At 42.0% G+C, this 26,806-nt stretch carries 20 protein-coding genes; 3 read left to right on the forward strand and 17 right to left on the reverse strand.

Going from position 1 to position 26,806, the window contains the following annotated elements:
- Window positions 1–400: 400 nt before the first annotated feature.
- The gene (locus E5672_RS16785) at window positions 401–1,210 is read left to right on the forward strand and encodes a hypothetical protein (RefSeq protein ID WP_136783273.1); all 810 of its coding nucleotides are present in this window, start codon (window positions 401–403) and stop codon (window positions 1,208–1,210) included.
- A gap of 216 nt (window positions 1,211–1,426) precedes the next feature.
- Here E5672_RS16785 and E5672_RS16790 read toward each other — a convergent pair whose 3' ends face one another.
- The 3 genes from E5672_RS16790 to E5672_RS16800 are packed head-to-tail and all read right to left on the reverse strand — an operon-like array spanning window position 1,427 to window position 5,700.
- A complete protein-coding gene (locus tag E5672_RS16790; RefSeq protein ID WP_240692272.1) occupies window positions 1,427–2,875 on the reverse strand; it encodes a TolC family protein in 1,449 nt (482 codons plus the stop codon).
- Window positions 2,875–3,927 (reverse strand): HlyD family secretion protein, encoded by a 1,053-nt coding sequence (locus E5672_RS16795; RefSeq protein ID WP_136783274.1) that lies wholly within the window; start codon window positions 3,925–3,927, stop codon window positions 2,875–2,877. Before E5672_RS16795 ends, E5672_RS16790 begins: the two co-directional genes overlap by 1 nt.
- The gene (locus E5672_RS16800) at window positions 3,928–5,700 is read right to left on the reverse strand and encodes an ABC transporter transmembrane domain-containing protein (RefSeq protein WP_240692273.1); all 1,773 of its coding nucleotides are present in this window, start codon (window positions 5,698–5,700) and stop codon (window positions 3,928–3,930) included. It abuts the gene before it with no gap.
- Between the two features lie 199 nt (window positions 5,701–5,899).
- On the opposite strand from E5672_RS16800, the gene E5672_RS16805 reads away from it, so the two are divergent.
- Window positions 5,900–6,790 carry a LysR family transcriptional regulator gene (locus tag E5672_RS16805; protein ID WP_136783275.1) on the forward strand — a complete coding sequence of 297 codons (891 nt, stop codon included), beginning with the start codon at window positions 5,900–5,902 and terminating at the stop codon, window positions 6,788–6,790.
- A 46-nt stretch (window positions 6,791–6,836) separates the two neighbouring features.
- On the opposite strand, the gene E5672_RS16810 is transcribed toward E5672_RS16805, so the two are convergent.
- From E5672_RS16810 to E5672_RS16875, 14 genes are all read right to left on the reverse strand, one after another.
- A complete protein-coding gene (locus E5672_RS16810; RefSeq protein WP_136783277.1) occupies window positions 6,837–7,511 on the reverse strand; it encodes a YkgJ family cysteine cluster protein in 675 nt (224 codons plus the stop codon).
- 358 nt (window positions 7,512–7,869) lie between these two features.
- Complete coding sequence (locus tag E5672_RS16815; protein WP_136783278.1) at window positions 7,870–10,221, reverse strand: Ig-like domain-containing protein; 2,352 nt, start codon at window positions 10,219–10,221, stop codon at window positions 7,870–7,872.
- A 212-nt stretch (window positions 10,222–10,433) separates the two neighbouring features.
- Window positions 10,434–11,621 carry a nucleotide sugar dehydrogenase gene (locus E5672_RS16820; RefSeq protein WP_136783279.1) on the reverse strand — a complete coding sequence of 396 codons (1,188 nt, stop codon included), beginning with the start codon at window positions 11,619–11,621 and terminating at the stop codon, window positions 10,434–10,436.
- A gap of 298 nt (window positions 11,622–11,919) precedes the next feature.
- Window positions 11,920–13,002: a dTDP-glucose 4,6-dehydratase gene (rfbB, locus tag E5672_RS16825; protein ID WP_136783281.1), complete on the reverse strand. Its 1,083-nt coding sequence runs from the start codon at window positions 13,000–13,002 to the stop codon at window positions 11,920–11,922.
- A 37-nt stretch (window positions 13,003–13,039) separates the two neighbouring features.
- Window positions 13,040–13,909, reverse strand: a complete 870-nt coding sequence (gene rfbD / locus E5672_RS16830) for a dTDP-4-dehydrorhamnose reductase (RefSeq protein ID WP_136783282.1) — start codon at window positions 13,907–13,909, stop codon at window positions 13,040–13,042.
- Between the two features lie 57 nt (window positions 13,910–13,966).
- Window positions 13,967–14,512 (reverse strand): dTDP-4-dehydrorhamnose 3,5-epimerase, encoded by a 546-nt coding sequence (gene rfbC / locus E5672_RS16835; RefSeq protein ID WP_136783284.1) that lies wholly within the window; start codon window positions 14,510–14,512, stop codon window positions 13,967–13,969.
- 75 nt (window positions 14,513–14,587) lie between these two features.
- On the reverse strand, window positions 14,588–15,475 hold the full coding sequence (rfbA, locus tag E5672_RS16840) for a glucose-1-phosphate thymidylyltransferase RfbA (protein WP_136783286.1): 888 nt from the start codon (window positions 15,473–15,475) through the stop codon (window positions 14,588–14,590).
- A 9-nt stretch (window positions 15,476–15,484) separates the two neighbouring features.
- Complete coding sequence (locus tag E5672_RS16845; protein ID WP_136783287.1) at window positions 15,485–16,225, reverse strand: sulfotransferase family 2 domain-containing protein; 741 nt, start codon at window positions 16,223–16,225, stop codon at window positions 15,485–15,487.
- Window positions 16,226–16,392: 167 nt separating this feature from the next.
- Window positions 16,393–17,598, reverse strand: coding sequence for a glycosyltransferase family 4 protein (locus E5672_RS16850; RefSeq protein ID WP_136783288.1), 1,206 nt, complete (start codon window positions 17,596–17,598; stop codon window positions 16,393–16,395).
- 2 nt (window positions 17,599–17,600) lie between these two features.
- Entirely contained in the window at window positions 17,601–18,047 is a 447-nt protein-coding gene (locus E5672_RS16855; RefSeq protein WP_136783289.1) for a hypothetical protein, read from the reverse strand.
- A complete protein-coding gene (locus E5672_RS16860; RefSeq protein ID WP_136783291.1) occupies window positions 18,048–18,536 on the reverse strand; it encodes a GDP-mannose mannosyl hydrolase in 489 nt (162 codons plus the stop codon). It lies immediately after the preceding gene.
- Between the two features lie 3 nt (window positions 18,537–18,539).
- Window positions 18,540–19,499, reverse strand: a complete 960-nt coding sequence (fcl, locus tag E5672_RS16865) for a GDP-L-fucose synthase (protein ID WP_136783292.1) — start codon at window positions 19,497–19,499, stop codon at window positions 18,540–18,542.
- A gap of 35 nt (window positions 19,500–19,534) precedes the next feature.
- Window positions 19,535–20,074 (reverse strand): hypothetical protein, encoded by a 540-nt coding sequence (locus E5672_RS16870; protein WP_136783293.1) that lies wholly within the window; start codon window positions 20,072–20,074, stop codon window positions 19,535–19,537.
- Window positions 20,075–20,309: 235 nt separating this feature from the next.
- On the reverse strand, window positions 20,310–24,707 hold the full coding sequence (locus E5672_RS16875; RefSeq protein WP_161569408.1) for a S8 family serine peptidase: 4,398 nt from the start codon (window positions 24,705–24,707) through the stop codon (window positions 20,310–20,312).
- Window positions 24,708–24,993: 286 nt separating this feature from the next.
- On the opposite strand from E5672_RS16875, the gene E5672_RS16880 reads away from it, so the two are divergent.
- Entirely contained in the window at window positions 24,994–26,733 is a 1,740-nt protein-coding gene (locus E5672_RS16880; RefSeq protein WP_136783296.1) for a patatin-like phospholipase family protein, read from the forward strand.
- Window positions 26,734–26,806 lie beyond the last annotated feature (73 nt).

Raw genomic sequence — 26,806 nt, forward strand, 5'->3', positions numbered from 1 at the left:
TAGAGACTTACTTCAGGAGGCTTGCTGTTTTGCTTTTCCCCCGAAGCGGATGCGCATTTTAGGGAAATGAGCGCTCACGTCAACACTTATTTTGAAAAAGATGAAAAAACTGAACTAAACGGCTATTTTTCATTCAAATGTGATAATTAGTAGACAATATGGACTAATTACTAATAGGATGGGAATTCAGATCCTATAAAGTAGTAGTTCTTAAAGTAGTATTTGATCCTGCCGTTATTATTAAAGTGCTTGGTATTAGTTGCTGATATTAAAGCCAGCGTAAAGGAATACGTATAAGAATGTATATAAGCGTCGATGTTTAGCGCTTTGCGTTTTTTATAAATATATTAATACTGGTAGTGTCATAAATTGACTACGCGATAATTATAAAGGTGGGTTTATGTTACGAACTCTTTCATTGCTATCATCTGCAGTACTAGCCTCTCATGTTAGTTTTGTAGCAATGGCACAAGATGCGTCTTCTAGTGATTCCATTCAACCAAGCACTTCAAGTAATGTAGTCGCCGTTGATGAATCGAATCATTTTCAAACTGCCTTTTTAAAGCGTCAGGTTGAACAAACCATGTCTGTGGGTAGAGCTATTAGTTCAATAGCTGGTCATTACCCGCAAGAGATCGTTTCTATTGTAGATATTGCTTTAGACACTTATCCCGACAAATACAGAGAAATCATTTTCGCTGCTATTTCTGCACAACCAGCCTCAACCGAAGAGATTGTTCAGCTGGCTATTGAGAAAGAAGTGAGTAGCTGCCCTAACATCGTACAGCTAGCTATTAAGGCAGAACCGACCTATGTTGATTTTGTAGTACAAGCAGCGGCGGTATCTACACCTGAAGAATTAGATGAAATTGTACGCGTGGCCGTATTAACTCAACCCGATGCGGCAGACAGTATTGTACAAACATTATCTAAAGAGCATCCAAACAAGATTGTCGATATTATGACTAGCGCATTAAACGCTGTTCCTTTTGTTGGCGAGTATGTAGTAGACGCACTTCTAGCCGTATTTCCTAATGAAGCGGAAACGGTAGTCGAAACAGCTGTGAGAGAGTCGGCCCAGCAGCGTGAGCAAGTTATGCGTATTTTGAGTACAGCACAACACGCCGGTGTATCTCAAGAAAAGCTAAGGGAATACGCGATGTCTGCCGGACTGGACGAGGACGACGTTAATAGTGCATTGGGCAATTAAGCCCTTAGGACTGGGTTTATAAAAAACGGCGTATTGAATTGCTCAGTACGCCGTTTTTTAATGTCAGCTCATTAGTCACTTCGCTATTAGACACTACCGAGGCTATTGTCTTTTTAAACGCTAACATCTTTTTTATACCTATTAGCTTTTAAGTAGCTAACGACAAGCGGCACTTTCCATGTACTCTTTAATAACACTCTATGAAAGCAACAACCATCAACTGTCGAAAGAGTGCAGCATGGCCGCTTCTTTATAGAGCATTAATTCTGCTTTTAATAAGTCCACCCTAGCTTTAATTTCTTTGATCTTCGCTTTAATCTCGTTTTGCGCTCGCGCGTTTAATACAAACATATCGCTATCACCTGCATCAAAGCGTGTTTTTTCCACTCTCGATAGGGTTTTCGCAAGTACCGCATTTTCGCTTTGCAGCGCCACAATATCTTTGGCTTGCGACCAATAAATAAAAGCTTGTTCGAATCGTTGAACAATAGCTTGCTGCGTTGATGTTAGCTTGTGTGCAAGCTCTCGTTGCTTTGACTGAAGTTGAGCGCGCTCTGCCTTCGCCTTTCTGTTGCCTAGCGGATAAGAGAACGACAAGCCTACTTTCGTTTCAGTGCCCTCAAGTGTTTCCGAGCCCGCCCCCACATCTCTAGCAATAGACGCGGTAAGATCAAGCTTTGGTAGTAATGCATTGTCAGCAAGCGCTACTTTATTTTGTACCACCTGCTGTTCCAACTTCATTACGTCTAATTCAGGGTGGTTACGTAGTGCATTGCGAAGTGAAACCAGTTGTCCGTTACCAACCCAGAAAGGCCAGCTTAATTCATTAGGCGGCTGCTCGCTGTTAATTGCTAACATATCACCATTAGGTGAACGCCAGTAAAAAGATAGCATTTGTGCATGCATGTCTCGTTTTTGTTTAAGTTCGGCTAATGTTAAACGCTGCTGAAGTAGGTTAGCTTTAAACTCGGTAAGCACAATACTGGCTAAGTCGCCCTTCTCTACTCGAGTGACCAGCGCTTTTTCACGCTCTGACGCAGTATTTAGTAACTCAGTAACGGCTTGAATTTGTAAAGCACTTTCATACCATGCAATGTATTCGCTTACGCCTTTGTAGACAAAGTCATTAATAAGGCTTGTCGCTAATGCCTGCCACTGGGATGTAGCCAGACCAGCGTTTCGCAACTCAGTTCTACGTTTATCGATCTCTCTATTTTGCAAAAGCGACATAGCAACGCCAACACTTGCCTCGCCAGCGGACAGCGTATCGTAATCCCCTTCATAGCTAGGAAAGTCGCCAGCGGCAATGCGATACTCGCCAAATACAGAAGCATTAAAATCCTCAATTGGGTTGGTGAAGCGCTGAGTGAGGTTTGTTCCATCGTAATAACCCGACACTCGACTCTTTGTTTTCTGCTCAATAAAGGGGTCGAAACTGCTTCTTGCTATTTCTAGTTCAGCGGCGGCCTGATAGTTACCTTCATTAATTGCCAGCACATACGGGTGATAGTTCACCATACTATCAATCAGCACTTCGATGGTTGGCGCTAATCGAGCATTTTGACTTTGCCCTTGATAGGTATTTTGCGTCTGCGCAGACGGGCCCGGAGTGCCGCTGCCTATATACATGGTTAGCGCAAGTGCAGTAAAAAACAATCTGCGCATTACCATATTGATGCTCCCGAGCCTTTCGCACCACCAGATGATGATTGCTGGGTCGGCAATGGAGGGAAGTTATTCAGCTGTCGCCACATTTCATAACCTAATCGAACTTCTTCTAGTAGCACCCACGCTTTTACTCGGCTTCCTAAACGGGCAGAGCTTTCAGCTGGCCATGGGATGTCTGACTCGTCGGGCTTTATCCAAACGTTAAAATCGCCCGTTGCGTTTGCCACTGGCTCTACGTATACCACTTCACCGCCAAAGGTTCCTATTGCGCTTCCTGGCCACCCGCTAAATTGGAAAACGGGCCACCCATCAAACTGCAGGCGAGCTTTCGCGCCGGGTTTTACTAGTGGTGCATCCAACCCTCTTACCGTTACACGGACACTACGCTTGGCATCGGCAGGAATAAACTGACCTAAAATGTCGCCTGATTTTACGAAGGTAGACACGCCGCCCGATAGCAAGCGCACCACTGTGCCATCTACCGGCGCAAACTTAGTTTGGGTAGATTGGCGAGACAACGTCATACTTACTTCGTTGATTTCAGATACAGATGCTGCGGCTTTCGCCCTAAGTTCTTGTACTTTGATTTCAGCTTGTTCTACTTCTTTGCGTGATACCAAACCCTGCTCCTGCAGCGACTTTTGGCGCGCCAAGTTGTTTTCGGCATTTCTTACCGCCGTTTCATTAGCTTGATTTTTCAGGTTTGCTGCCGAAAGTTGAGACTGCAGCTTCTCAAGACGCTGGGCATCAATGTCGATTAGCGTAACAATTGGCTCACCTGCTTTTACCTGCTGCCCTTCCCTTACGTGCCATTGCTTTACTTGCCCATCGACAAGGGCATTAATGGGCTGGGTTCTGTCTTTAGGGTCGAGCGAGTCGACCATACCCGTTCCATAGGCAGTTTGGATCCAAGGGGTAAAGTACAGTATTAATCCGGCAGCCAGCACTAAGAAAATGATCACGCCGGTAATAACGCGATGTAGCTTAGGTACTTTCAAAGAAGGTAATGAAGTAATGTTGTCTAAAAAGCGACGTTCTGCGTTATTCACTTACTCACCCTCCTTATCATTCTTCACATCGTTTGTTTGCGTAGTCGCCGTTTGATTATTAGTACTTACTGTATCTGTAGCATTGACACTTTCTTGTACGCTGACAATCGGCGATTCACCATTGGTATACTCATTTAACATGGCCGTTGCGTTGTCGTGTAAGTGCAAAACACCCTCGAAGCATTCTGGTATTGGCATATTGGTAAAATACATAACAGTAAAGTCGTATTTGCTTAGGCGCCTAAGTAGTCGTGCTCTTAGCTCAACAGGTATCGCATCAAAGTGCTGATTCAAAATAAGGAGTCTAGGCTTACCAACAATTGCGGCGGCAAGTTTCAGCAATAAAAACTCTAGCGGTTGCAAAGGTGCACCTAATACCGACACTTTAGTTTGCAAACCTTCAGGCAAGCTATCGATAACCTTCGTCATTTCTACTTCTTCAAGCGCTGCTCGAATATCAGCAATGGTAGCCTGTGGATGAGCTAGTTTTAGATAGCGCTCTATAGATACCTCAATAATTAAAGAGCGATCTAAAATAGTAACTGCTTGCCTAAGTTCATGGGTGTCGTAATCGTTTAGGCTAAGTTCACCTAATAATATATCGCCTGATTTAACGCGGTCGTATTGTTTTAAGAGCCCAAGCAACTGCTTTTGAACCCAGCTTTTGTCTGTGGTAACAAAATATTTTGTGCCTGGTTCAAACACCACGTTGAGGTTGCAAGAATCATTGCCATGTTTTAATTCTACGTCGTTAAAAACGAGTTTAGACGATGCCGGTATATTCTCTGAAGCATTTAGCTCTTCTTGAGGCATTGCCAAAGCACCACCCAGCTTTTCAGCTGCACCATACAGTTCATAATATAATTTAAGGTACTGAGTAAAACGCGACAAACCGAAGAATACGGCAGACATAACCAGTTCAGCCGCAACTAACTGCCCAATAGACAATTCGCCTTGCACAACAAGTACACCACCAATACCTAACAATGACGCGCTTGCTACCGCATACATCAATAGGAACATAACCACCTGTGAAAAGGTGTAATGGAAGTGGCTTTTGTGTTTTTTAACATAGTTACTAATGTAACCTTCGGTGCTGCGGCCAGCATATTCCACATGATCGGCAGACTTAAAAAACTCATGGGCAATGGCAATGTCGTGCAGCCATTTCGCCGAATCATATTTAGCGTGAGAGAGTTCAATTGCGGTGCGCTTAGCGCCGCGGCCCCAAATTTTCCACACGGCGTACATGGTTAAGAGCAGTACTACATTAAATGCAAAAAGCGCGGGATGGTAAAAAGAAACCAATGTGAAACCCACCAGCATTTGCAGTACCAATGCAAAGCCATCAATCATTAATGAAGGTATGTTTTTTTGGAAGGTCATAATATCGAAATAACGCTGCGTAATGCTTACGTTTTGTCGGCCTTCGAAAAAGCTATGCGGCGCTAGAATAGTTTTAAGCCCTAAGTCAGCGGTAAGACGCGCGTAAACCTTGCGCTCATAAAATTCCATCACGCGCATACGAAGGGCGCTGAAGACCCCTGATGTAAACAAAGTGAGAAACAGAATAACGGCCAGTATGACTACAGCTCGGGTAGAGCCAATATTGGCGATACTATTAATTAGCGTTTGTACCGCAATAGGTACTGCCAGTGTCATCAAACTGATTGCCACGCCGTAAGCAATAGCAACCCAAAAAAAGCCAGCCTCAGGTTTTAATAACGAAAAAAGTGTTTTTCGCGTTTTACGTAAATCTATTGGTTTAGCCATAGTTATGTCTTCAATATACCGCTAGCTTGAAAAATCGGTTATGCGTTGTTTACCGTACTTATGAAACAACACTTATAGTGTATTGCAATGGTTAGTTAGAATAAATCTGTTATATTCTTAATAGTTCATCGAAAAAAATGGGGTCAGAGTACTTTTTCTCTCCCTCTATTATTTTAATAATCTAGCGTCTAGATAAAGTATGCATCACCTAAACTACCATCATCTATATTATTTTTATCTTGTCGCGCGCGAGGGCAGTATCGCCAAAGCGGCTAAGTTACTCCACGTTACCCCTCAAACCGTAAGCGGGCAACTGAGTACGTTTGAAAGTCAGCTTGGTTATTCGTTATTCGATAGAATAAACAAACGGCTGTACCTGAACGCACGAGGTAAAGTTAGTTATCAGTATGCCAGCGAAATATTCCATAAGGGTAACCAACTGGCTGAAATACTTAACAATAGCGATGAAGTGAATACGAAAGAATTCGTAATAGGTATTACAAATGGAATTCCAAAAGTGCTTTTTTACGATTTTGTGCACGATACCATGCGCAAATACTCGCAGGTGAAGTACGTCATTAAAGAAGATAGCTTTGACGGTTTATTAAAGGAACTCGCCATTAACGCTATCGACTTTATTGTTGCCGACAGAGGCATTGCGCCTGGAACACAGATTAGCGCCAACAGTTTTTTCTTGGGAGAAAGCTCGTTAAGCTTTTTCGCTAAATCCCCCCTGGGTGAAGGGTTACAATTCCCAGACTGTTTAAACCAAATGCCACTGCTTATTCAAGGTAACACGTCAGGAATACGTCACGCGCTCACAAGCTGGCTTGAAACAGAACAGCTTTACCCCAAAATTGTGGCCGAATTCGATGATACAGCGTTGCTGAAGCTATTCGGCAGCGAGGACTTCGGCGTATTCTGCGCACCTTCTGCTATTTCTAAACACGTAGAGGAACAGTATGGTGTGCACTGCATTGGTAACGCCAATACGCTTAACGAAAGGTACTACGCCATTACCGGTAAAAGCCGTGCCGACTACACAATTAGTGAGGCAATAGTGGAATCGGCACGCGGAATTTTAGCGTAACGCTCTTAGTTATGGGGTCAGAGTACATTTCATGCTTCCCACTTATCTAAGCAGCAACACCGTCATCTGTATCTTGCGCATAAAAACTTAATGTCAGAATTTTTTCTAACACAAAACGTAATGCGTCATTGATAGGCATAAGCTTTTCACCCAATTCATAATCTAATTGTGCCAGTTTTTGCCTACCTTCTGCGATCATTGGCGGCTTAGACTTTACAACGTGACTTGTACTGTTTGCAGCAATATCAACAACCAACGGATACTCAAGCACATCAGAGCGCTGTGGCTGTATGGCAATAAGCGCAGCCGCATATTTTTCAGGTACGGCTTGCTTTATTGGTTTGCATACCGAAAGCGTTGCTTCGCCTGATTTTGTTTTGTAGCCTGCCGCACCAAACATGCGGCAAATTCCCGGGCGGTATTCGTAAATTCCGCAATAACCTTCTGTACCATCCAAACTTAAGCGTTGATATTGCTTGCATGCAAAACCGCTATAACTTTCAAGTTCATCGAATACTTGTTCGGCTTGCCCTATATCAAACAAATGCAATGCAAATGGCAACATCTCTAGTGGCGACACTTCAATATCGGGTTTATTACAACATGCGCCGCATTTCTCAACACAGTTTAACGACTGACTTGATTGATACGCGCTGAATTCTTCAGAAAGAGATTGGTAAACATCCATTACTTGGCTGGAAAGCTCACGCAGCCTATTCATAACGACTCCGCTAATAAAAGCAAACTAAAACGAAACGAAGTTCATACTGGGTAATATGGTAGGTAGCATGAACTCAACACTTTGTTCACTGGTTTTAGTAACCAGTGAACAGATAGCATTAGAGGCAGAAATGTACTCTGACCCCATAATTTAAAGCATGCTTCTTCCCCGCCGGGTGTGAGTAAGCTTGAGGCTTGATGGCAGGGATTGAATTGGCGCGGATTTTATTTTGAATTTTGGGGTTTGGGAAGTTTTTTTGTACGGAAATTCACAAGCTTATTTAATATAAAAGTTAATATGAGTACTAAAATGTGAAAACGTAGCGAGCCCTTGTAACCTGGCTCGCTACCCTTACATTTTAAAGAACAAGTGATTGAGAAGAATAACTAATCGACACTTGTGTACTTTCGTTATTTCCCATCCCTCCTGATGCTGAAAATCTAGCCCACTGCTCAGGATAGAGTATTTCTAAATCTAGCTTCTTGTAGAAATTTAAGCGTGGCAATATGAAGTCAGCATATGGGTTTTGTTCATCCCAATAAAAAATGAAATTTTCTATAACCATCATGCGCCCGTCTTCAGTTTCTCCCAGTACATGCCACTGACGCTTTCTTCTAAGCATCCAGTCACCACCGCCAATCTGTCCTTCAATACTTACAACATTATCTACAACCGCCCATTGCCAATTGTATGTGTCATAGTCAGTCGTGAACGATGCTTCTTCCTCAGCACTGCTAGGGTAGATTCTTCCTGCTGTACCATTTTGTAAGAAGTAATAGCCAAAAACATCATTGTAGAGTGGTAACCCGTTTGGACCGTCATGATCAAAAATGTAAGACAACCACGCAACAGGAAGCTCACTGACTAGCTGTGTTGTATCTACAGTGCCACGAACCTTATGCATATCTACTGAGTACTTAACAGTATTACCTTCATCAGCAAATTCCAGTAGCGCTAGGAGATAATCATTGTGCTGTTTGAAAGGGCTAAGTTTGAATGTGGTGTCTCCATATTGAAATTGCAGTGCACCTTCTTCTACTGTCCACATTCCGGTCTCACCTGTTACCAAAGATTCGTAAGTACCGTTTGCATTAAAGGTAAAACTATCAGCAATCATGCCATGGCCAGTAATTGTACTGCTTTCTTCAAATGGATGGTCTATGGTCAAAACATCTTGAATATTTAGCACCCAAGGACTATTTGTCACATCCTCGTTGGTCAGTTGAATGTAGTTTCCGTTGTGATAAGACATCTCGCCAGGTTCAGTTACAGACGCATCAAAAGTCTGAGTATAGCCTCCTGAAGCATCCGTTAAAGATAGGTTATAAGTATTCACCTCTGATGCAAAAGCGTTGCTGTCGTTCACTGAAACAAGGCTAATTTCTGAGCTGACTATTCGACGGGTAAGCTGCCACTGATTTATAAAACCTATACTCTCGAGTTCGAGTAACTCTGCTTGTGTGTCCTCGTCGAAATGTGCCAGAAGTTCATCTGTAAGAAAAGAGTATGTCACAGTTCCAGCAGCATCAGGAAAAGTCAGTTTAATTTTGCCGTTTTCAATTTCCCAACTGAAAGCATCTACAATATTGTTTGCGTAACTATCTGATGATGTTAAAACTCCATTGCCTTCAGAGTTGAACGTTAATACTTTTTCCCCTTTGACCGCCTGAAAATTTCCTCCGTCATAAATAACAAACTCGCTGCCAGCAACGTCCGCATTGGTGTAGGAAATTTTTAATGTCTCATCTTCTAGGGTTTCTGCTCTAGCGGTATTAACTGCCTCTATATAAGACTCAGAGAAGGATCCGTCTTCTTCTATTAAGCCCAAACTATCTAAATATTCCCTGATACTTCCAAGTACATCGTCTTCGCTTTGTGTAAAGAAGGTTAGAGTATTAACGCCATCATCAAGCGGAAAATCTTCATTGTCAGCCAAAAGTTTTATGAAACTTGCCAAACCAATCACTTCATCGAAATCTACTTGTGTGGTGAACGCATTGAAGCTTTCGACGCCCCCATCTGCGAGGTATTGATTGTAGAGTACTGCTTTGGCGGTACTGATATGGGTTATTTTACTATCAGGCAAAAGTCCATCGGTGATTTCCGATGTTTGATTCTCAGTTGCTAAAGACAATAGGCTAGAGAAAGCGCCGACACGAGACATCAAACTAACATGGCTTTGCTCCTCCACACCCACAGCACTCAGGACAAGGTTACCGGGATCTGCACTAACTTTTATCGGAAGTGTATACATACCCGACGCATCTGTAGTGACAGTTGCTAACACATCACCGTTGCTGCTTGTTGCAGTAACTGTTCCATTTGACAACGGTGCGTCTGTCGCAATTCCGGCAATAGTAATTTGTTGTTCATTCGTAATTGTAACGGTTGAGCTTACCGTTTCCTCTCCGTCCGTTACGTCATAGGAAAAAGTAACGTCTCCCATGGCCTGTAGTGGAGGCGTATAGACTAGGGCATTACTTACAATTGAGACTTCACCACTGCTTGGCTCTCCAACTGCTGAGATCGATAACGTATCGCCATCTGGATCAGTGTCGTTTGCCAAAACATCAATGGTAATGCTTTCGCCGTTTAGGGTCGAAGCAACGTCGGCGGAAAGTACAGGCAATTCATTTTTGTCGTCAGAGCCGCCACAGGCAGCAAGAAAGGTGGCACTTACTACAAGCGCAATGAGGCTTTTTTTCATCATCGATGTCCCTATCAAATTAATTTTTATTAGTTTATTCAGTATTCCTTAATAAAGATAAAGCAATGTTCTGATCATTTAAAGTTAGACTTTTGGATAAGACTCTTTGTTCGGAGTTCTACATAGACAGTTTGGCGAACCTAAAAGAGAGCCAGGTTATAAACCTGGCTCTTTTACTTCAGAAAAAATAATGTACTCTGACCCCAAAACTTGGTTTAGTCAGCGTTGAACAGGTCGCGGCTGTATACTTTATCTAGTACGTCTTCGATATCGCCCGTTACACGGTTGGCAACGATTACGTCAGAAATTTTCTTAAACTCTTCTAAGTCGTTTACTACGCGCGAATTAAAGAAATCTTCTTCTTTAAGCACTGGCTCGTAAACTACAACTTCAATACCTTTCGCCTTAATACGCTTCATGATGCCTTGAATCGCACTTGCACGGAAGTTATCAGAACCAGACTTCATGATAAGACGATAAATACCTACAATTTTCGGCTTACGGCTTACTATTGAATCGGCAATAAAATCTTTACGCGTACGGTTAGCATCTACAATGGCCTGTATCATGTTGTTCGGCACTTCACTGTAGTTAGCTAGTAGCTGCTTGGTATCTTTAGGTAAGCAGTAGCCACCGTAACCAAAACTAGGGTTGTTGTAGTGATTACCAATGCGCGGATCTAAGCCAACACCCTCAATGATCTGCTTGGTGTCTAGGCCGTTACGCTCTGCATAGCTATCTAGTTCGTTAAAGTACGCAACGCGCATTGCTAAGTATGTGTTCGCAAAGAGCTTGATGGCTTCAGCTTCGGTGCTGTCGGTAAATAGCACGTCGATTTCTTCTTTAATCGCGCCTTGTTGAAGTAGCTTAGCAAAAATTTCTGCTCGCTCGCTTTGCTCGCCCACAATAATACGGCTAGGGTAAAGGTTATCGTAAAGCGCTTTGCCTTCGCGCAAGAACTCTGGCGAAAAGATAATATTGTCGGAACCGAAGCGGGCTTTTGCGTCTTTAGTAAACCCTACCGGCACGGTCGATTTTACAATCATCACAGCATTAGGATTAATTTCCATCACTGTTTTGATAACCGCCTCTACACTACCAGTATTGAAGTAGTTAGTTTGAGGGTCGTAATCCGTTGGTGTTGCAATAACAACATAATCCGCATCTTTATAGGCAACTTGTGCATCTAACGTGGCTTCAAGGTTAAGCTCTTTAGTTGTTAGATATTCTGAAATTTCTTTGTCTTCAATTGGAGACTTTTTATTGTTAAGCATCTCGACTTTTTCTGGTACTAGGTCGACCGCTCTCACTTCATTGTGTTGTGCAAGTAGCACTGCATTTGAAAGCCCTACATAGCCTGTGCCTGCTACAGCTATTTTGTACTTAGCTAACGTACTTTCCATTTACTGTTTCTCCAATCCTACTAACTATCAGCGATAGAAATAATTATTAAAATGTTCTTGCTATATATTGCCAGAGTTTTTTGAAAATCTCATGAACAATGCATCATAAAGGTGCTTGATTCACAGAACCCCTGATGAGTCGGTGCGTTTCAGTCTAAAACCATCATTTCAACATAAAGCGTAAGTGCAATATTGCTAATAAGGCAAAAATCGCACCACTACGAGAATATTGCATCCGAAAACAAAAAAGCCCCAGCTTACATAGAAGACTGAGGCTTAAAAAATTATTGTTATCTAACTAGCTTCCTGTACCTAAACGCTCACCTTGATAACTTCCATCAAGAACCGCTTTCCACCAGCCTTCATTCGCTAAATACCACTCTACGGTTTTACGAATACCGCTTTCGAAAGTTTCTTGTGGCTTCCACCCTAACTCGCGCTCAATTTTGCTTGCATCAATCGCGTAGCGCATGTCGTGTCCTGGGCGGTCTTGAACGTAAGTGATTTGCTCAGCATATTTGCTATCTTTTGGCTTAACTTCATCCAAAATAGCGCAAATAGTTTGCACCACTTCAATATTCTGCTTTTCGTTGTGTCCACCAATATTGTAGGTTTCACCGATTTCGCCATTAAGCGCAACCACTACCAATGCACGTGCATGGTCTTCAACATACAACCAGTCACGAATTTGGTTACCTTTGCCATACACAGGCAGCGGCTTTCCAGCTAGGGCATTTAGAATAACTAGTGGAATAAGCTTTTCCGGGAAGTGGTACGGTCCGTAATTATTTGAGCAGTTAGTTACAAGGGTTGGCAACTTATAGGTGCGAAGCCACGAACGCACTAGCTGATCTGAACTTGCTTTACTTGCTGAGTAAGGTGAGCTTGGTGCATATGGGGTTGTTTCCGTAAAGAGTGGAAGCTCCGTTCCCGGCTCAACTTCATCTGGGTGAGGAAGGTCGCCATATACTTCATCGGTTGAAATATGGTGGAACTTAAACCCTGCTTTTTTATCGCCTTCAAGTGCTGACCAATATGCTCTTGCTTGTTCAAGCAACGTGTATGTGCCCACAACGTTAGTTTGAATAAACTCACCTGGCCCATCAATAGAGCGGTCTACATGAGACTCTGCCGCAAGGTGCATAATGATATCTGGCTGGTGCGTATTAAACACTCGCTTTACTTCTTCAGCATCACAAATATCAACTTGTTCAAAGCTATAGCGGTCGCTGTCTGAAACAGGTGTTAGTGACTCTAAGTTACCCGCATAGGTTAGCTTATCTAAATTAACCACTGTGTGGTCAGTGTCGTTTATAAGATGGCGAACTACTGCAGAACCAATAAAGCCCGCGCCACCTGTAACTAAAATTGTTTTACTCATTTTCTTTTTACCAAAAGTATAATCTTGTTCTTGTCACTTACGCTTTCAATTCATCTAGCATGCTGGCTAATTGCTTACGCCAGTGCGTGGGCTTACACGCCGCAAACGCCTCGCGTGCGGACTGCTTGTCTAACACACTGTAATGAGGGCGTTTTGCAGGTGTTGGATATTGGCTAGACGGAATAGGTAACACTGGAACTGATTTATCTAGCAAGCCTTTCTCAACACCTAATTCTTGAATAGCTAGCGCAAAGTCGTACCAACTTGCTACGCCTTCATCAGTCCAGTGATAAACGCCACTGGTTTTATTCAAAGCGGCAGTAACACAAACTTCAGCTAAACCTTTAGCCCATGTAGGCGTTCCAATTTGATCATCTATTACGCCCAACTGAGGTTTATCAGCCATCAAACGCAGCATGGTTTTCACGAAGTTATTACCATGAGACGAGTAAACCCAAGCTGTGCGAATTAAACAGCTAGCATCTGGCAGTATTTCAAGCAGCGCTTTTTCGCCTTCTGCTTTTGATTTGCCATAAGCACCTTGCGGTTCAATGGTGTCGTCAGTTAAATAAGGTGAACCCTTGTGGCCGTTAAATACATAATCAGTAGACACATGCACCATGAAGGCGCCGCTAGCTTTACAAAAGTTTGCTAAGTTTTTAACGGCAAGCGTATTAATAGCATTGCACGCCTCGGTATCTTCTTCGGCTTTATCAACAGCTGTATAGGCCGATGCGTTTATTACAACTTCAGCCGATAAAGACGATAGCGTTTCTTCAATATTACAGGCACTCGTAATATCAATATCATCACGCCCCAAATACGAAACTTGATGCTCGCTATTTTCTAGTTCACGAGAAAGCTCAAATGCTAACTGCCCAGACTTACCTATAATTACAATATTCATTAATCGCTAATACCTAGTAAAACACCAATAAAAAGCCAGTGAAAAAATTAATAACAATTAAAACGTAGGTGCGTTAACAAATGCCAAACCCGCCTCATCTTTGCCTGATAAAGCAGGCTTCTCACCATTTACTAATGGCCAGTCGATATTCAATGTAGGGTCGTCGTACTTAACTGATATTTCAGATTCCGGGTGATAATAGTCTGTGCACTTATACACGAACTCAGCAGAATCACTGGTTACGTAAAAGCCGTGAGCAAAGCCCGCAGGTACCCATAACTGACGTTTGTTCTCTGCTGATAACGTTACCCCAACCCACTTACCGTATGTAGGTGAGTCTTTACGCATGTCTACGGCTACATCGTATACTTCACCGCTAACTACACGTACTAATTTGCCTTGGGTTTGCTCCATTTGATAATGAAGGCCGCGAAGGATACCTTGACTAGATTTAGAATGATTATCCTGAACAAAATCTACATCTGCGCACTCTTTCTTGAACCAGTCGGTGCGAAAGGTTTCTAGAAAAAAACCTCGCTCGTCACCAAATACTTTAGGCTCGATGATTTTTACATCAGGGATGTCTGTTTTAATTACTTGCATTTACTTTCCGTACAAACTGGCAATTTAAAATAAGAAGAAAGGTGGCAATGCCACCTTTTAGAATTTGACATGAAGCTAGATCTTAACTCTATCGTTAATCACTTTAAGCAGGTAATCGCCATAACCACTCTTCTTTAGTGGTGCCGCAAGCTTTTCAAGCTGCTCAGCGTTGATATAGCCCATTCTGTAGGCTACTTCTTCTGGGCAACATACTTTCAACCCTTGGCGTTTTTCGATAGCCGCAACAAAGTTTGCTGCATCAAGAAGTGAGTCTAGTGTGCCCGTATCAAGCCAAGCAGAGCCTCGGCCCATTAGCTCTACTTTGAGTGAGCCATCTTTAAGATACAAGTTGTTGAGATCTGTGATTTCAAGTTCACCACGGGGTGATGGCTTAACTTCTTTAGCAAAATCGACTACGCGGTTGTCGTAGTAGTAAAGACCGGTTACGGCATAGTTTGATTTAGGAACAGCTGGCTTTTCTTCTATTGAAAGTGCATTCCAGTCATCATCAAATTCTACCACGCCGTAGCGTTCAGGGTCGTTAACGTGATAACCAAACACCGTTGCACCATGCTCTTGCTTATACGCATTCTGCAAAGACAGTTTTAAGTCGTGGCCGTAATAAATATTATCGCCAAGAACCAGTGAACAACTATCGTTACCAATAAACTGCTCGCCTATAAGAAATGCCTGTGCCAAGCCATCTGGCGAAGGCTGAACCGCGTACTGAATGTTCATTCCTAACGCTGAGCCATCACCGATTAGGTCGATAAATCGCTGCTGCTCTTCAGGCGTAGTGATAATGAGTACATCACGGATACCCGACATCATTAACGTGGTTAACGGATAAAAAATCATCGGCTTGTCGTAAACAGGCATAAGCTGCTTACTTACCACCTTAGTTAACGGGTGCAAACGTGTGCCAGATCCGCCAGCTAGTATTATTCCTTTTCTTGTACTCATGTTTTACACCTATTCGCTAAATTTTTGCTTTGCCAACTCATAAAGCTCAAAATCATCTTGGTTATTTTGAACTAAAAACTCAAAGGCTTCTTCGCCAATTTCATCACGTATTTCCGCCACTTTCTCATCGATTGACTTGGAAGTATCACGCGATACGTTTTGCACCTTGGGCGCAATGTTTATACCCTCAAATCCTTCGTCAATCAGCCACGACTCAAGCTTTTGAAGTGACTCATTAAAATTCTCGACTAGGCCGACAAACGGTAGTTGCTCCACAGCCATCTTTGCCCTGTCAAGCTCTGAACCGTGCTCAGCCCCAAACATATAAGCGAAACGCTCTGTGTGAAAGTTTTTGCACTGTCTGTCATGTCCGAGAGCGATTCTCGATTCAATATATCCTTTAAGAGTAGTATTTCGCGCAAGCACTGCTCCGAAACCGTTACCACCTTGCTTCCGCTCGAATGAGTATGCGGAGGCAATTCGATCAATAGGATGACGGATAAATATAACAGGTAGCAGTTTAAAGTAATCTACGCTCGGCACAGGTAACTGGGCAGTATGTGATGAAAAACATTTCGCAGATTTATTGTTCTCTACCCACCGCTTCACTAACTCTCTATTTTTTGCTGGGTTAGCTGGAAACTCTTCGGTTAACCATTCAGTACCTGCCTCAAAATTTTCTTTGAACGAGGCGTCTAACGAAGTGCCTGCATTTTTAAAAAGATGGAAGTGAAAAATAGCTTTTGTCATAAACTTTTCCGATATTTTGCCAAAATAGTTAGTCAGTAAAAAAACAAAACAAGAGACTTGCGACTAAATATTTGAGGTCATTAATTTAATGACCTTCTTGATAAATTTTGATTGCTGTCTACATAAGTATTAACTATTTCACAGCAAATTCAGCGTTATTTTGAACTTCAAAAGCGAGAAAGGAGCCATTCAGAGAAAGACCTACAAATGGCATTTTTATACTGTGTAGACTTCAAATCTACTGAGCTTTCATCAATTTCCCATTCCTTTATAGCCCGTATCATACTGTCTATATCACCGTAATCAAAGAAGTATGCACGCTCCTCCATAAAATTAGACTCTCTTTCCAACCAAGTTCCTTTCGAACATAAAAGATTACAATGACTTCGGCGTAAAACGTCCCAGAAAACCCCCGAAGTTTTATACTTGTACTTGTTCGGCATATACGAAGCGATAGCCCCTTGAACACTATCAAATAGTAATTCATATTGCTCAGTTGTTAGGGTACCAAATAATAAGTCGAAGTTGTTAACCCGACTACCTAATCCACGAAGTTGAGATTCAGCGTGTTTATATTCTATGCTTCCCGGTGAATTTGTATTCCAATGCAGTACAAAATCCACATTGGGAAAACTTTTACATAGGTGTTCCGAATTATTCAGTATGAAACTGGTTCCTTTGTCTTCTTTCACGCTGCCAACAAACAACAACAAACGCTTTCTGCCTTTTATTTCACGGCTGAATGGTTGTGAGGGCTGATAGTTTATTGCTGGATGAATAAGGAAGGAAGCACTAGTCAACGCTTCGTAACCAATTTTGTACTCATTACAGCTTGTAGCGAAAACTAGTTTTTCCGAAGGTAAACTACGTGCTAGAAAAGAAAGTGAAAGCTTATTTTTAAGATACCAGCAATAGCGCATAGCTTCATCCATACACTTGGGAGAAGCTATTCCAGGATCAAACATTCCACAGACGATTAGTTTTGGGATATGCAACATTGGAATACAGCTTAAAAATTTTGCTAACCCTAGGAACAAATGACTGAAAGCAGTGTGAAGAACAATAACATCATTTTGATTAATATTATAACGCCGAAACAAATCGCTAAGTTCAGCCTGAAACTTTTCAGCGAGTTCGTTTTCCTTCATAGCGGGTAAAGGTTCGAGGTTATTTGTGTAACAAGGCGTGGTGAAAAAGGGAATAATCTTCCCTTTTTCATTTTTCACAGAATCGCTTAACTTTTTAGACGCAAGTACTGTAACCGTCTTACGGGTTGATGACGCATCGCCAATAAGGGTCTCAGCAACCGAGCCATGGTGAGAATCAAAATCCTCAAACCCAGGATCTATCAAAAAATAGCGAATACTAGCCATTTTTATCGACCGCTAATGGACTTAATAATTTCTGCCTTAGCTAAATCAATCTGTCGATGGATTTGGCCAGTCATTGCTACCATCAATTGTTTAGTCGTAATTGTAACCTCAAAAACATGTACCGGCTTATCATTAACATACATCACAATAACATTACTACCTGCCTCGAATGCCTGCCAATTAGGCTCAACGCTAAAACCACAATCCCCATTCCCTATTCCGGCTTTTTTAAGATCCTCTCTAAAAACAGAAGCTTGGGTTTGACAAATTATTGTGCTGTTTAGTTTGAACAAAACATGGCAAGGTTTAGCGTTTTCAAGATGATTTACATATGCCCAACCTGAAAATTTAAAAATTGATAACTCATCAATATGAAATGTCGCATAACCTTTTTCACATTTAACTCTACGCTTACGGTTCTTATATTTTTTATATAGTTTTGAAAGCAACTACAATTCCTCGCTCAATTCAATGCTTAGCACAGCATCCATATAGTCGGATGAATGTTTATGAATGCTTTTATCGCTTTTTACTTTCGATTTTTCACACCATTTATATTCATTGTGCTGATCGCCAATAGGTAATGCTAATCTGTTCTGATGAACCTTTAAATGATAGCCCGCTACAACGTAGTGTGTGGAAGGCTTTTCTCCCATCACACTATCATCATAGAAATGTTCATACATATCCAATAAACGTGCTTGGGAACGGCTAAATTCGAAGCCTAGCTCATTCAGCGTTAACCGCAAAAATGCAGCGTCTAAGGTTTCATTTTTTAATATTCGCCCCCCAGGAACAAACCAATAATCTTTCGCAGGACGGTTTTTTCTTAAACCAAAAAGTATTTCACCTTTTTCGTTTTCTACTACTAAATCGATAGACACCAAAGGCGTTCTATCAATAACCTCGGTAAACGCTTGTTTGTTCAAAAAGGCCAAAACTTACCCTCTGAAATTATCCTGATTTTCTAAGAACCAATCAAAAGCGTGCTGCAGACCACGTTCTAAATCGTATGTGTGTTTCCAACCTAAATCGTGAAGTCTAGAAACGTTCATCAGTTTTCTGGGCGCACCATCAGGTTTAGTAGTGTCCCATACAATGTCTCCTTCAAAACCAGTTACTTTCGCCACGGTCTCTACAAGCTCTCGAATGGTACAATCTTCGCCAGTTCCTACATTAATATGGCTGAGCATAGGTTGGGTATTGGCTTGATAAGTTTCGTCGTCAAGTTCCATCACGTGAATGCTCGCAGCTGCCATGTCATCTACATGTAAAAATTCTCGCATTGGCTTGCCGCTTCCCCACGCGACTACTTCGCTGTCTCCACGCTGTGCTGCTTCATAAAAACGACGAAGTAAAGCCGGGATCACATGAGAGTTCTCTGGGTGGAAGTTATCGTGAGGGCCATACAAATTTGTCGGCATTACTGAACGATAATCACGTCCATATTGGCGGTTATAGCTTTCGCATAGCTTAATTCCTGCAATCTTTGCTATTGCGTAAGGTTCGTTTGTTTCTTCTAACGTTCCTGTTAACAGCGCACTTTCAGTCATTGGCTGTTCGGCTAATTTAGGATAGATACAGCTAGAACCTAAAAATAGAAGTTTCTGAACATTGTTTGCATGTGCTGCATGAATGATATTTGCCTCTATCATTAAGTTTTCATAGATAAACTCTGCAGGATAGGTATTGTTTGCATGTATACCGCCAACTTTTGCAGCTGCCAAGTAAACTTCATCAATACTGTTGTCAGCAAAGAAGCGGCTTACTTCTTTTTGGTCAGTAAGATCTAAATCAGCACGTGTTCTGGTGATAATTTCAATATTTTCTCTCTGCTCTAGGTTTCTAACAATAGCAGCACCAACCATCCCTCTGTGGCCAGCAACAAACACTTTTTTCATGATTTTCTCTCAAACAGATATTAATGTTATAAATTTCAATGTTGGTCCATAATGGAAGAAGCTGGCAAGTCTTCTTCTATCATCAAACTGTCTAATTCTGGTGAACTAATCGAAAGAATCTCCTCTTTCGATAATGCAATGGATCGAATGAGTTCATTGCTCGCCTTAGTATTTTGCTGAACAGCGCTCAACTCGCTATCAAACATCAGCTGGTCGTACTCTGTGGGCATTTCAAACCCCATTTCTACATCCATATCTTCTAATGTCTGATCATCATCGATCCATGTTAACACTTGTTCTGGCCTATCTACTGTTTCAGTCTCTATTTTTCGCTCTTGTTTATCAGCTTTATATGCCGACGACAGACTGATGATATTATTAGAATTTGGTTTTGCTTTCGACATCTTGTCAATGTCGCCAGAGTGGGAATGATTGTTTGCGCTAGTGTACTCTGCCTGTTCTTCCTTACCGAGGCGAACGCTATCAACATTACTCTGTTCAGAAATGTCGTTATTCAACGCAAAAAGAGAAAATGCAATAGAAAGAACAACCGCTATGGCTAAAAACGTCTTCATAAATTATCCCTAATTTAAACTTGAATTCTTGATGGAAAAGCGGGTGTCGCCCAACTGACTTACTACTATACCAAAAGTTACTCCATATTACGGCTATAAAATATAAACCAGCCCTACTAGTTACTATTTTCGGAGTAAATAGAATATTAAGGCTAAATGTAAGCAACCGTAAGGGGCGGAACTCACTTCTAAGAACTAGTCAGGGCACTTTGAATATAGTGCCCTAGAGGAATAGCTAGTCTGCCATAAACCATGTACCACCGACTGGTTTTACGACACCTGCAGCGATACGATTAGTGTTATCCATGATATGGACAATATTGCGACCGCCAAACGACTCGTTTCGCCACAAGAAGTCAACTTTACCATCTCCATTAAAGTCTTCTACTTTGGCTAACGACCACGCAGTGCCTACTTGCGGCAACAATTTCTGTTCTCTAATGGCTCCGTTTGCCATGTAATATACACTATTTCTGCCATCTTGAACGTTGCGCCAGATAAGATCTTCGGTACCGTCACCGTCCATGTCTCCTGTTCCAGCGAGTATCCATTGGCTAGGGGCACCAGAAGATAAGACGGCTTCGTTAAAGTTATTTCCCCCGCTTTCTAAGCTCCATATTTTTAGGGTTTGCCCATCTCGAAGGATAAGTTCTTTAACTCTATCACCATCAAAATCTCCTATACCTTCAATGACCACATTCCCAATACTGTTAGACCAGAAATTACGTCTACTAGCTCCGTCCATGAACCAAATTGCTAATTGGTTGGTGCTTAGCCTACGCCATACTATGTCGTCTTTGCCGTCACCATTTAAGTCTCCAATAGCTTCTACTTTGAAGTCACTATCTAAACGTGCTATTACGGGGCTGGACAAGATATCGAAACCATTCATTAGATAAAGTCTGTTATAACCACCGTGTGAACTAGGGTTTCTCCAAAATAAATCCGTTTTTCCGTCTCCGTCGAAATCACCAAGGTTTAGCTGCCAATCTTCTCCTTGTACAACATTAATAGGGCGAGACTGAAGAACATCTTCTCCATTCATTGTCCAAAGAAAATTCCAGCCTCGAACATCGCTAGCATTGCGCCACACAATATCAGCGCGGCCGTCACCATCTACGTCGGCCCTTACAGGTAATTCAGAGTTATCACCTATACCATCACCGTCTGTATCGGCCCATTCAGAGCTATCTGTTGGAAAAGCATCGTTGAGGTCGTTGACACCGTCATAATCAGTGTCTGCATTTACCGGCGAGGTACCTAAGTTTTCTTCCTCTTCATCGGTTAAGCCATCGTTATCGTTGTCTGTATCTACAGCATTAGCGATACCATCCCCGTCGAAGTCTTCGATGTTAGAAGACAAATCCACGCCAACATTGAACATATTAAACAGGGTTTGATCGACGTTAGAATTGTAAGTGGAGTATGCAATTTTCACATCTATTGAAGTAAGTGGTACCAAAAATTCGGGGAATGTAACTTTTGACGAAAAGTCACTATCATTTTCATCTTCAAGAGTGAGGCTATGCCATGTGCTTTCGCCCGCAAACTTCCATTGAATAGATATGATATTCGTAACACTTTTTAGGTCAGAGCCACCTGCCTTCAATGTAAATTGTTGGAAGCCGACACTACTTGTAGAATAAATGTCATCGTTAGCATCTACAGCGCTTACTACTAGGCCTGCAACTTCAGCCAGCATACTTGAAGGGTAATAGTTAATCTCTCCACTAGGCAAATCATCATTACCAGATGCATAGGTAATATTAAGTCTTGCATTGTCACACATACTTACATCATTTAACGCATCATGGTCGAATATACCACTGTGCGTTTCTGTGCCATCGCAATAAAAAGCAAAATTTTGATCGTTAAATACAATCTCTGCACCGGAAGGACTCGTAAAATGACTACCAAATATTGTAATTATACCGTTGGGTTCAAAAGAGTATGACTGTGAGAATACCGCCGATGTAGGTTCAAATGAGTATTCGCCAGTTTCTAAAACATCAATTCCGCTTGCAGAACCAAAATTTAGAGGCGGCGATTCCTGCAACAAATTACCCGAATTCTTATCATCATCACCTTCAACTAAAGCGACATAAAATGCCTGACTCAAGTCACTGCCATTAATGATGGATAACTTAAAGTTTTGGTCGCGTACACCGGTAAAATCGCGTTCCACCCCAAACAGCTTTTCACCACTGTAAACGGCAATATCTGACACAGGTGGGGAAACATCGTTAGATATATTAATGTCTATGCTTGTAGCTATGTCGTCCAAGGAATATAGAACGTTTTGCGAAATCCCATTTGCTTCAGGATGGCTGAAATAAAATACCGTATCAGGCCCTACTTCGTTGTTTAGTCGTTCAATTAGCTCGAGTTGTACAGGAATATCCGGTGATAAATTGCCCAACGCAAACCAACTGTTTGAACGTAGAGATTCATAACGGCTGTTCGAAACAACTCCTGAACCATAGGTAATTCCCGTATCAGCAATCGTTATATTTATGTTAGTCTTAACAGTATAAAGCTGGTCTAATGAAACCGCGGTATTAGAAGGTAGGCCATTGTTACCAATAACATGTTGTAAGTTCGAGGGTGATAGTCGTAACGTTTGGTCACCGTTTAAATTAAGCGTGAATGTTTCTAACCCTTCAATACGCTGTGAAGCAGTTGTACTAGGGAACGCAGGAAGATGAGGAAGGTCACTTTTCGACAAATTCCAATAAGAAGCCTTTGAATAATATTTTCCTGTTGGGAGAAAAAGAGTTTTGGAATCACCCGGCTCCATTTCATTCCAAAAATAGGTTTCTCCAAATTCACCATCTAAAGTGGCAGTAACTCTAGTAGCACTTTCGTTTACAAACTTAAACTCGTTAGCATTGATAAAGGATACAGGTAATACAACTTGCTCACCTGTGTTAGATGTTAACATCACGTCACCAAAATAGCCGCCAATCGCATGTGCTGAAGTGCCCAATGCCGATGCATCGTTAACACTTAGGGTTACATTTATGGAAGTCTCTTGGTTAGCCGGTAACGTTACTTCACGTTTATCTAACGACAACGCTATACCCGCTGGGAAGGTATTAGGTAAATCGACACGCACCGTTTGTTGACTATTCGACGTATTAGTTACTGTAAAGCCTATCGTTTCAAATTGGTAATTACTTGCATTGACACGACCAAAATAGAGTGGACCTTGTTCTACAGCGATACCTTGAGAAAGTGCAGACTCAACATCTAATAATCCGTAGCCGCGCTGGAAACTATCATTTGCGTCTGACTGCGCTGAAGACATTAATATAGATTTTATTTGTTGAGGAGTAAGTGTAGGCCTTGCTTGTTTTAATAGTGCTGCTGCGCCTGCTACATGAGGTGCCGCCATACTTGTTCCCGACTCGGTAGTGTAGCTTTCGCCAATAGCAAGCGAGTAAATATTTCCGCCTGGCGCGGCAAGCTCTGGTTTGCCAAAACTGCTGTTTAGTAGTGGGCCTTTAGAACTGAAGCTAGAGATAGTTCCGTTGGGCTCTACAGACCCTACTGTTATAGCACTTCTTGCTGAAGATGGAGATAGCCCCCCAATCTCTAAATACTCCCCTCCGTTACCTGCCGCTACTATAACAGTCACGCCCGAAGCAGTAGCTGCATCAACAGCAGATGCAACCAGATCATCTGCATCTCCGGGTCCACCTAAGCTTAAATTTATAACGTCTGCGCCATCATCGGTGTTTGGGTTCCCATCTGGGTCGACGGCGTATTCTATGCCTTCAACAATGTGAATATTTACCCCATCCCCATTTTCATCAAGTACTCGAACAGCAAGAATTGAAGCATCTGGCGCAACACCAACAACGCTGCCGTTAGCGGCGACGATACCGGCCACGTGGGTTCCATGCCCGTCTATATCCATGGGATCGTTATCGTTATCTACAAAATCGTATCCACCTATTACTTTGCATGCGGCGCCAATACAGCCACCCAAGTCTGAATGAGTATAGTCGACGCCACTATCAATAACGGCAACAACAACACCTTCCCCTGTTATGCTATTTCCGAAAGCATCTTTATCCTGCCAAACCTTGTCGGCATTAACCATAGCTACACTATCAGTAAGGAATTTTTTTACCGGCGAACTTTTAACAATACGCTTTACCGATGGCAGCTTAGATAATGCCAACACTTTACTTTCATTGCCTTGTACAACTATTGCGTTAGCTACGCGCGTTAGCCTTTTCTTGACGCTTATGCTCGAAGGCACGTGTGTTTTCACAAAAGTCTGCTGGAACGTATCTAATGCGGTGGCCTTTTGGGCTACTGAAATTTTGGCGGCTTGTTTTAGGCTTTGGCTGCTAACAGTACCACTTTGGCTAACTACACTTGGCTGACGTTTAAGCGACTGATAAGCCCTAAACTCGCTAGTTTTCAAAAGCGGCTGGTCGTAAAACTCAACCATATATGTTTGGTTGTTAGTGAAAGCAACTGAACGTTCACGTGCAGCTATTGAGTGAAGATTTACACCGTCGATGTGTCTAGATGTCCTTTGCTCATCTTGCGATTGCGCCTGAAGCAAAGTTGAAAATAGGGTAAATGAAATTGCTAGGTAGGTGGTGTATTTTAACAACATGAACACTCCATAGTCCGTTACTGAGTTCACTTTCATCGGAAAGTATAAGTGAGTAAATATATACAGGCTATAAACTAGGAAGGAAAACAGCAGCATTTAAGTATGCAGATCAATACTTACGTATATCAAACTCCTTATCATCACCTTTCTTATCCTTGGGACAAACTGTTTGATTTTTGATCAATTTAATTTTATATTTTTGCGGAAATAATATACAACTCTTCAAAAAGGGTCTGTCGTCTAGCTTGCTAAGTGATTCAAAGGGATTCGAATTCGGAGCTAAACCATGACTTACCGCGTAGCGTTTGCTATTTCAGGTGCCGTCAGCTTAGGTTCTTATGAAGCAGGCACAATTTATGAAATTATAAGTGCGCTTTCAGAGCACAATAAAAACCTTCCAAAAAATTCAAACGACCGTATAGAGATTGATGTACTTAGCGGTGCTTCGGCTGGTGGGATGACCGCAGCGCTCATTGCCCATAAACTGCTGCACGACCCAGCTATGTTAAACGGTGAAACCGATAATGCCGCCTATAAAGCTTGGGTAGAAAAAGTAGATATACGGGGCTTACTTTCCCATCACGACGGTGACTTCACTAGGACTTCACTTCTTTCCTCTAATTTTGTGGGCAAAATTGCAGAAGACTTAATTACAAACAGACATAAAAACAACGAAATACCAGAACCTGGCCCACATAATACTGCAGCGAAGAAGATACACCTTGGTTTAGCGATGTCGAACTTAAATGGCGTTGATTATAAGCTTGACGTGTTTTCAAGCTCTGAGGAAGGGTTGGACCAAGGTGAATTTGTACAAACCCGCTTTCAAGACCGAGTAACCGAAGAGCTAACCAACGAGTACAAAGAAAAACAATGGAAAGATATCATCACAGCGTGCAGAGGCTGCGGCGCATTTCCCTTTGCTTTTTCACCAATGAAGTTAGCAAGAAATTGGATTCGCCATAAGCATGATTATGCAAGCAGAGGTGCCTCTCCGTTTAGCAACGGCAGTAAGGACGAAAACTTTTACTACATGGACGGAGGTGCATTCAACAACTATCCCTTAGGACTGGCTAGAACGCTGACTAGGAAAATTGATAGTACTCCAGAAGACTTTGAAAATAGATATTACTTTTACATTTCACCAAACCCCAAAAACTCTGTGCGCGACGCAAATTTTAAAGTGGATGCCACCTCTGGTATGAAAGATACCGCTATGCAAATGGCTAAAAGCATTTTTTGGCAGGGGCGCTTTCAAGAATGGATGCAAGTTGAAACGGTAAACGAAAAAGTAAAACAGCTAGATAGACGCGCCGAAGAATTATTACAGGTATTAAGCAATAATATCGCTCAGCTGCAAATACATAACGCAGCATATGACTCGCTTTTAGATGCGCTTTACGGCACTTCATCATCATATACCCGTGATTTTCGGCGTTTAGAAAAAGCATACTGCACAACACCTCAACATCAACAGCTTTCACCATTACTAAAAGACACCTGGATTAAAGGTATTGTGATAATGGAAAAGTCAGGCGGCTTAGAAAACCGCGAGAGCATGAAGGTGTATACAATCACAACCACTAACGAAGATTTAGCAAGTGAGCATCTAGCGGGATTTTTGGGCTTTTTAGACAAGCGCCTGCGCGAACACGACTACCTGTTAGGCCGTATAAGAGGCATGCAGGTTGTAGAGCACATATTAAATCATAAAGATAAAGCCAGTGCTTTGGGAAAGCATTTACCACTTAATGTAACTAGTCGTGCTGCGCGCATAAATGAAGCTACAGCGCAATTATTAGCGATGGACCTTTCTGACGTCAAAATGAAAGACGTGAATTATGAAAACCGCCAAGCCCTTTATAACAGAGTTAGAGAGCGCATGAAGCAATGGCTTAAAGACGAGAAGGTGAGTTGGATTAAAACGCAAGGTGCAATGCTTGCAAGTAAATCATGCCTAAAAGATCTATTCAAAATAGAAAAACGAAAGCTGCTGGGTTTAACAATGCCCGCTTGGTTTCGCTAATAAAAATTAAGACGACAAGTAAATGACTAAAGCATAATCTAAGTCAATCACCTTTGTTTTTAAGGGAGTTAAC

Origin of the sequence: Alteromonas portus (genome assembly GCF_005117025.1) — a bacterium.
In the GTDB taxonomy this organism is placed as follows: Bacteria; Pseudomonadota; Gammaproteobacteria; order Enterobacterales; family Alteromonadaceae; genus Alteromonas; species Alteromonas portus.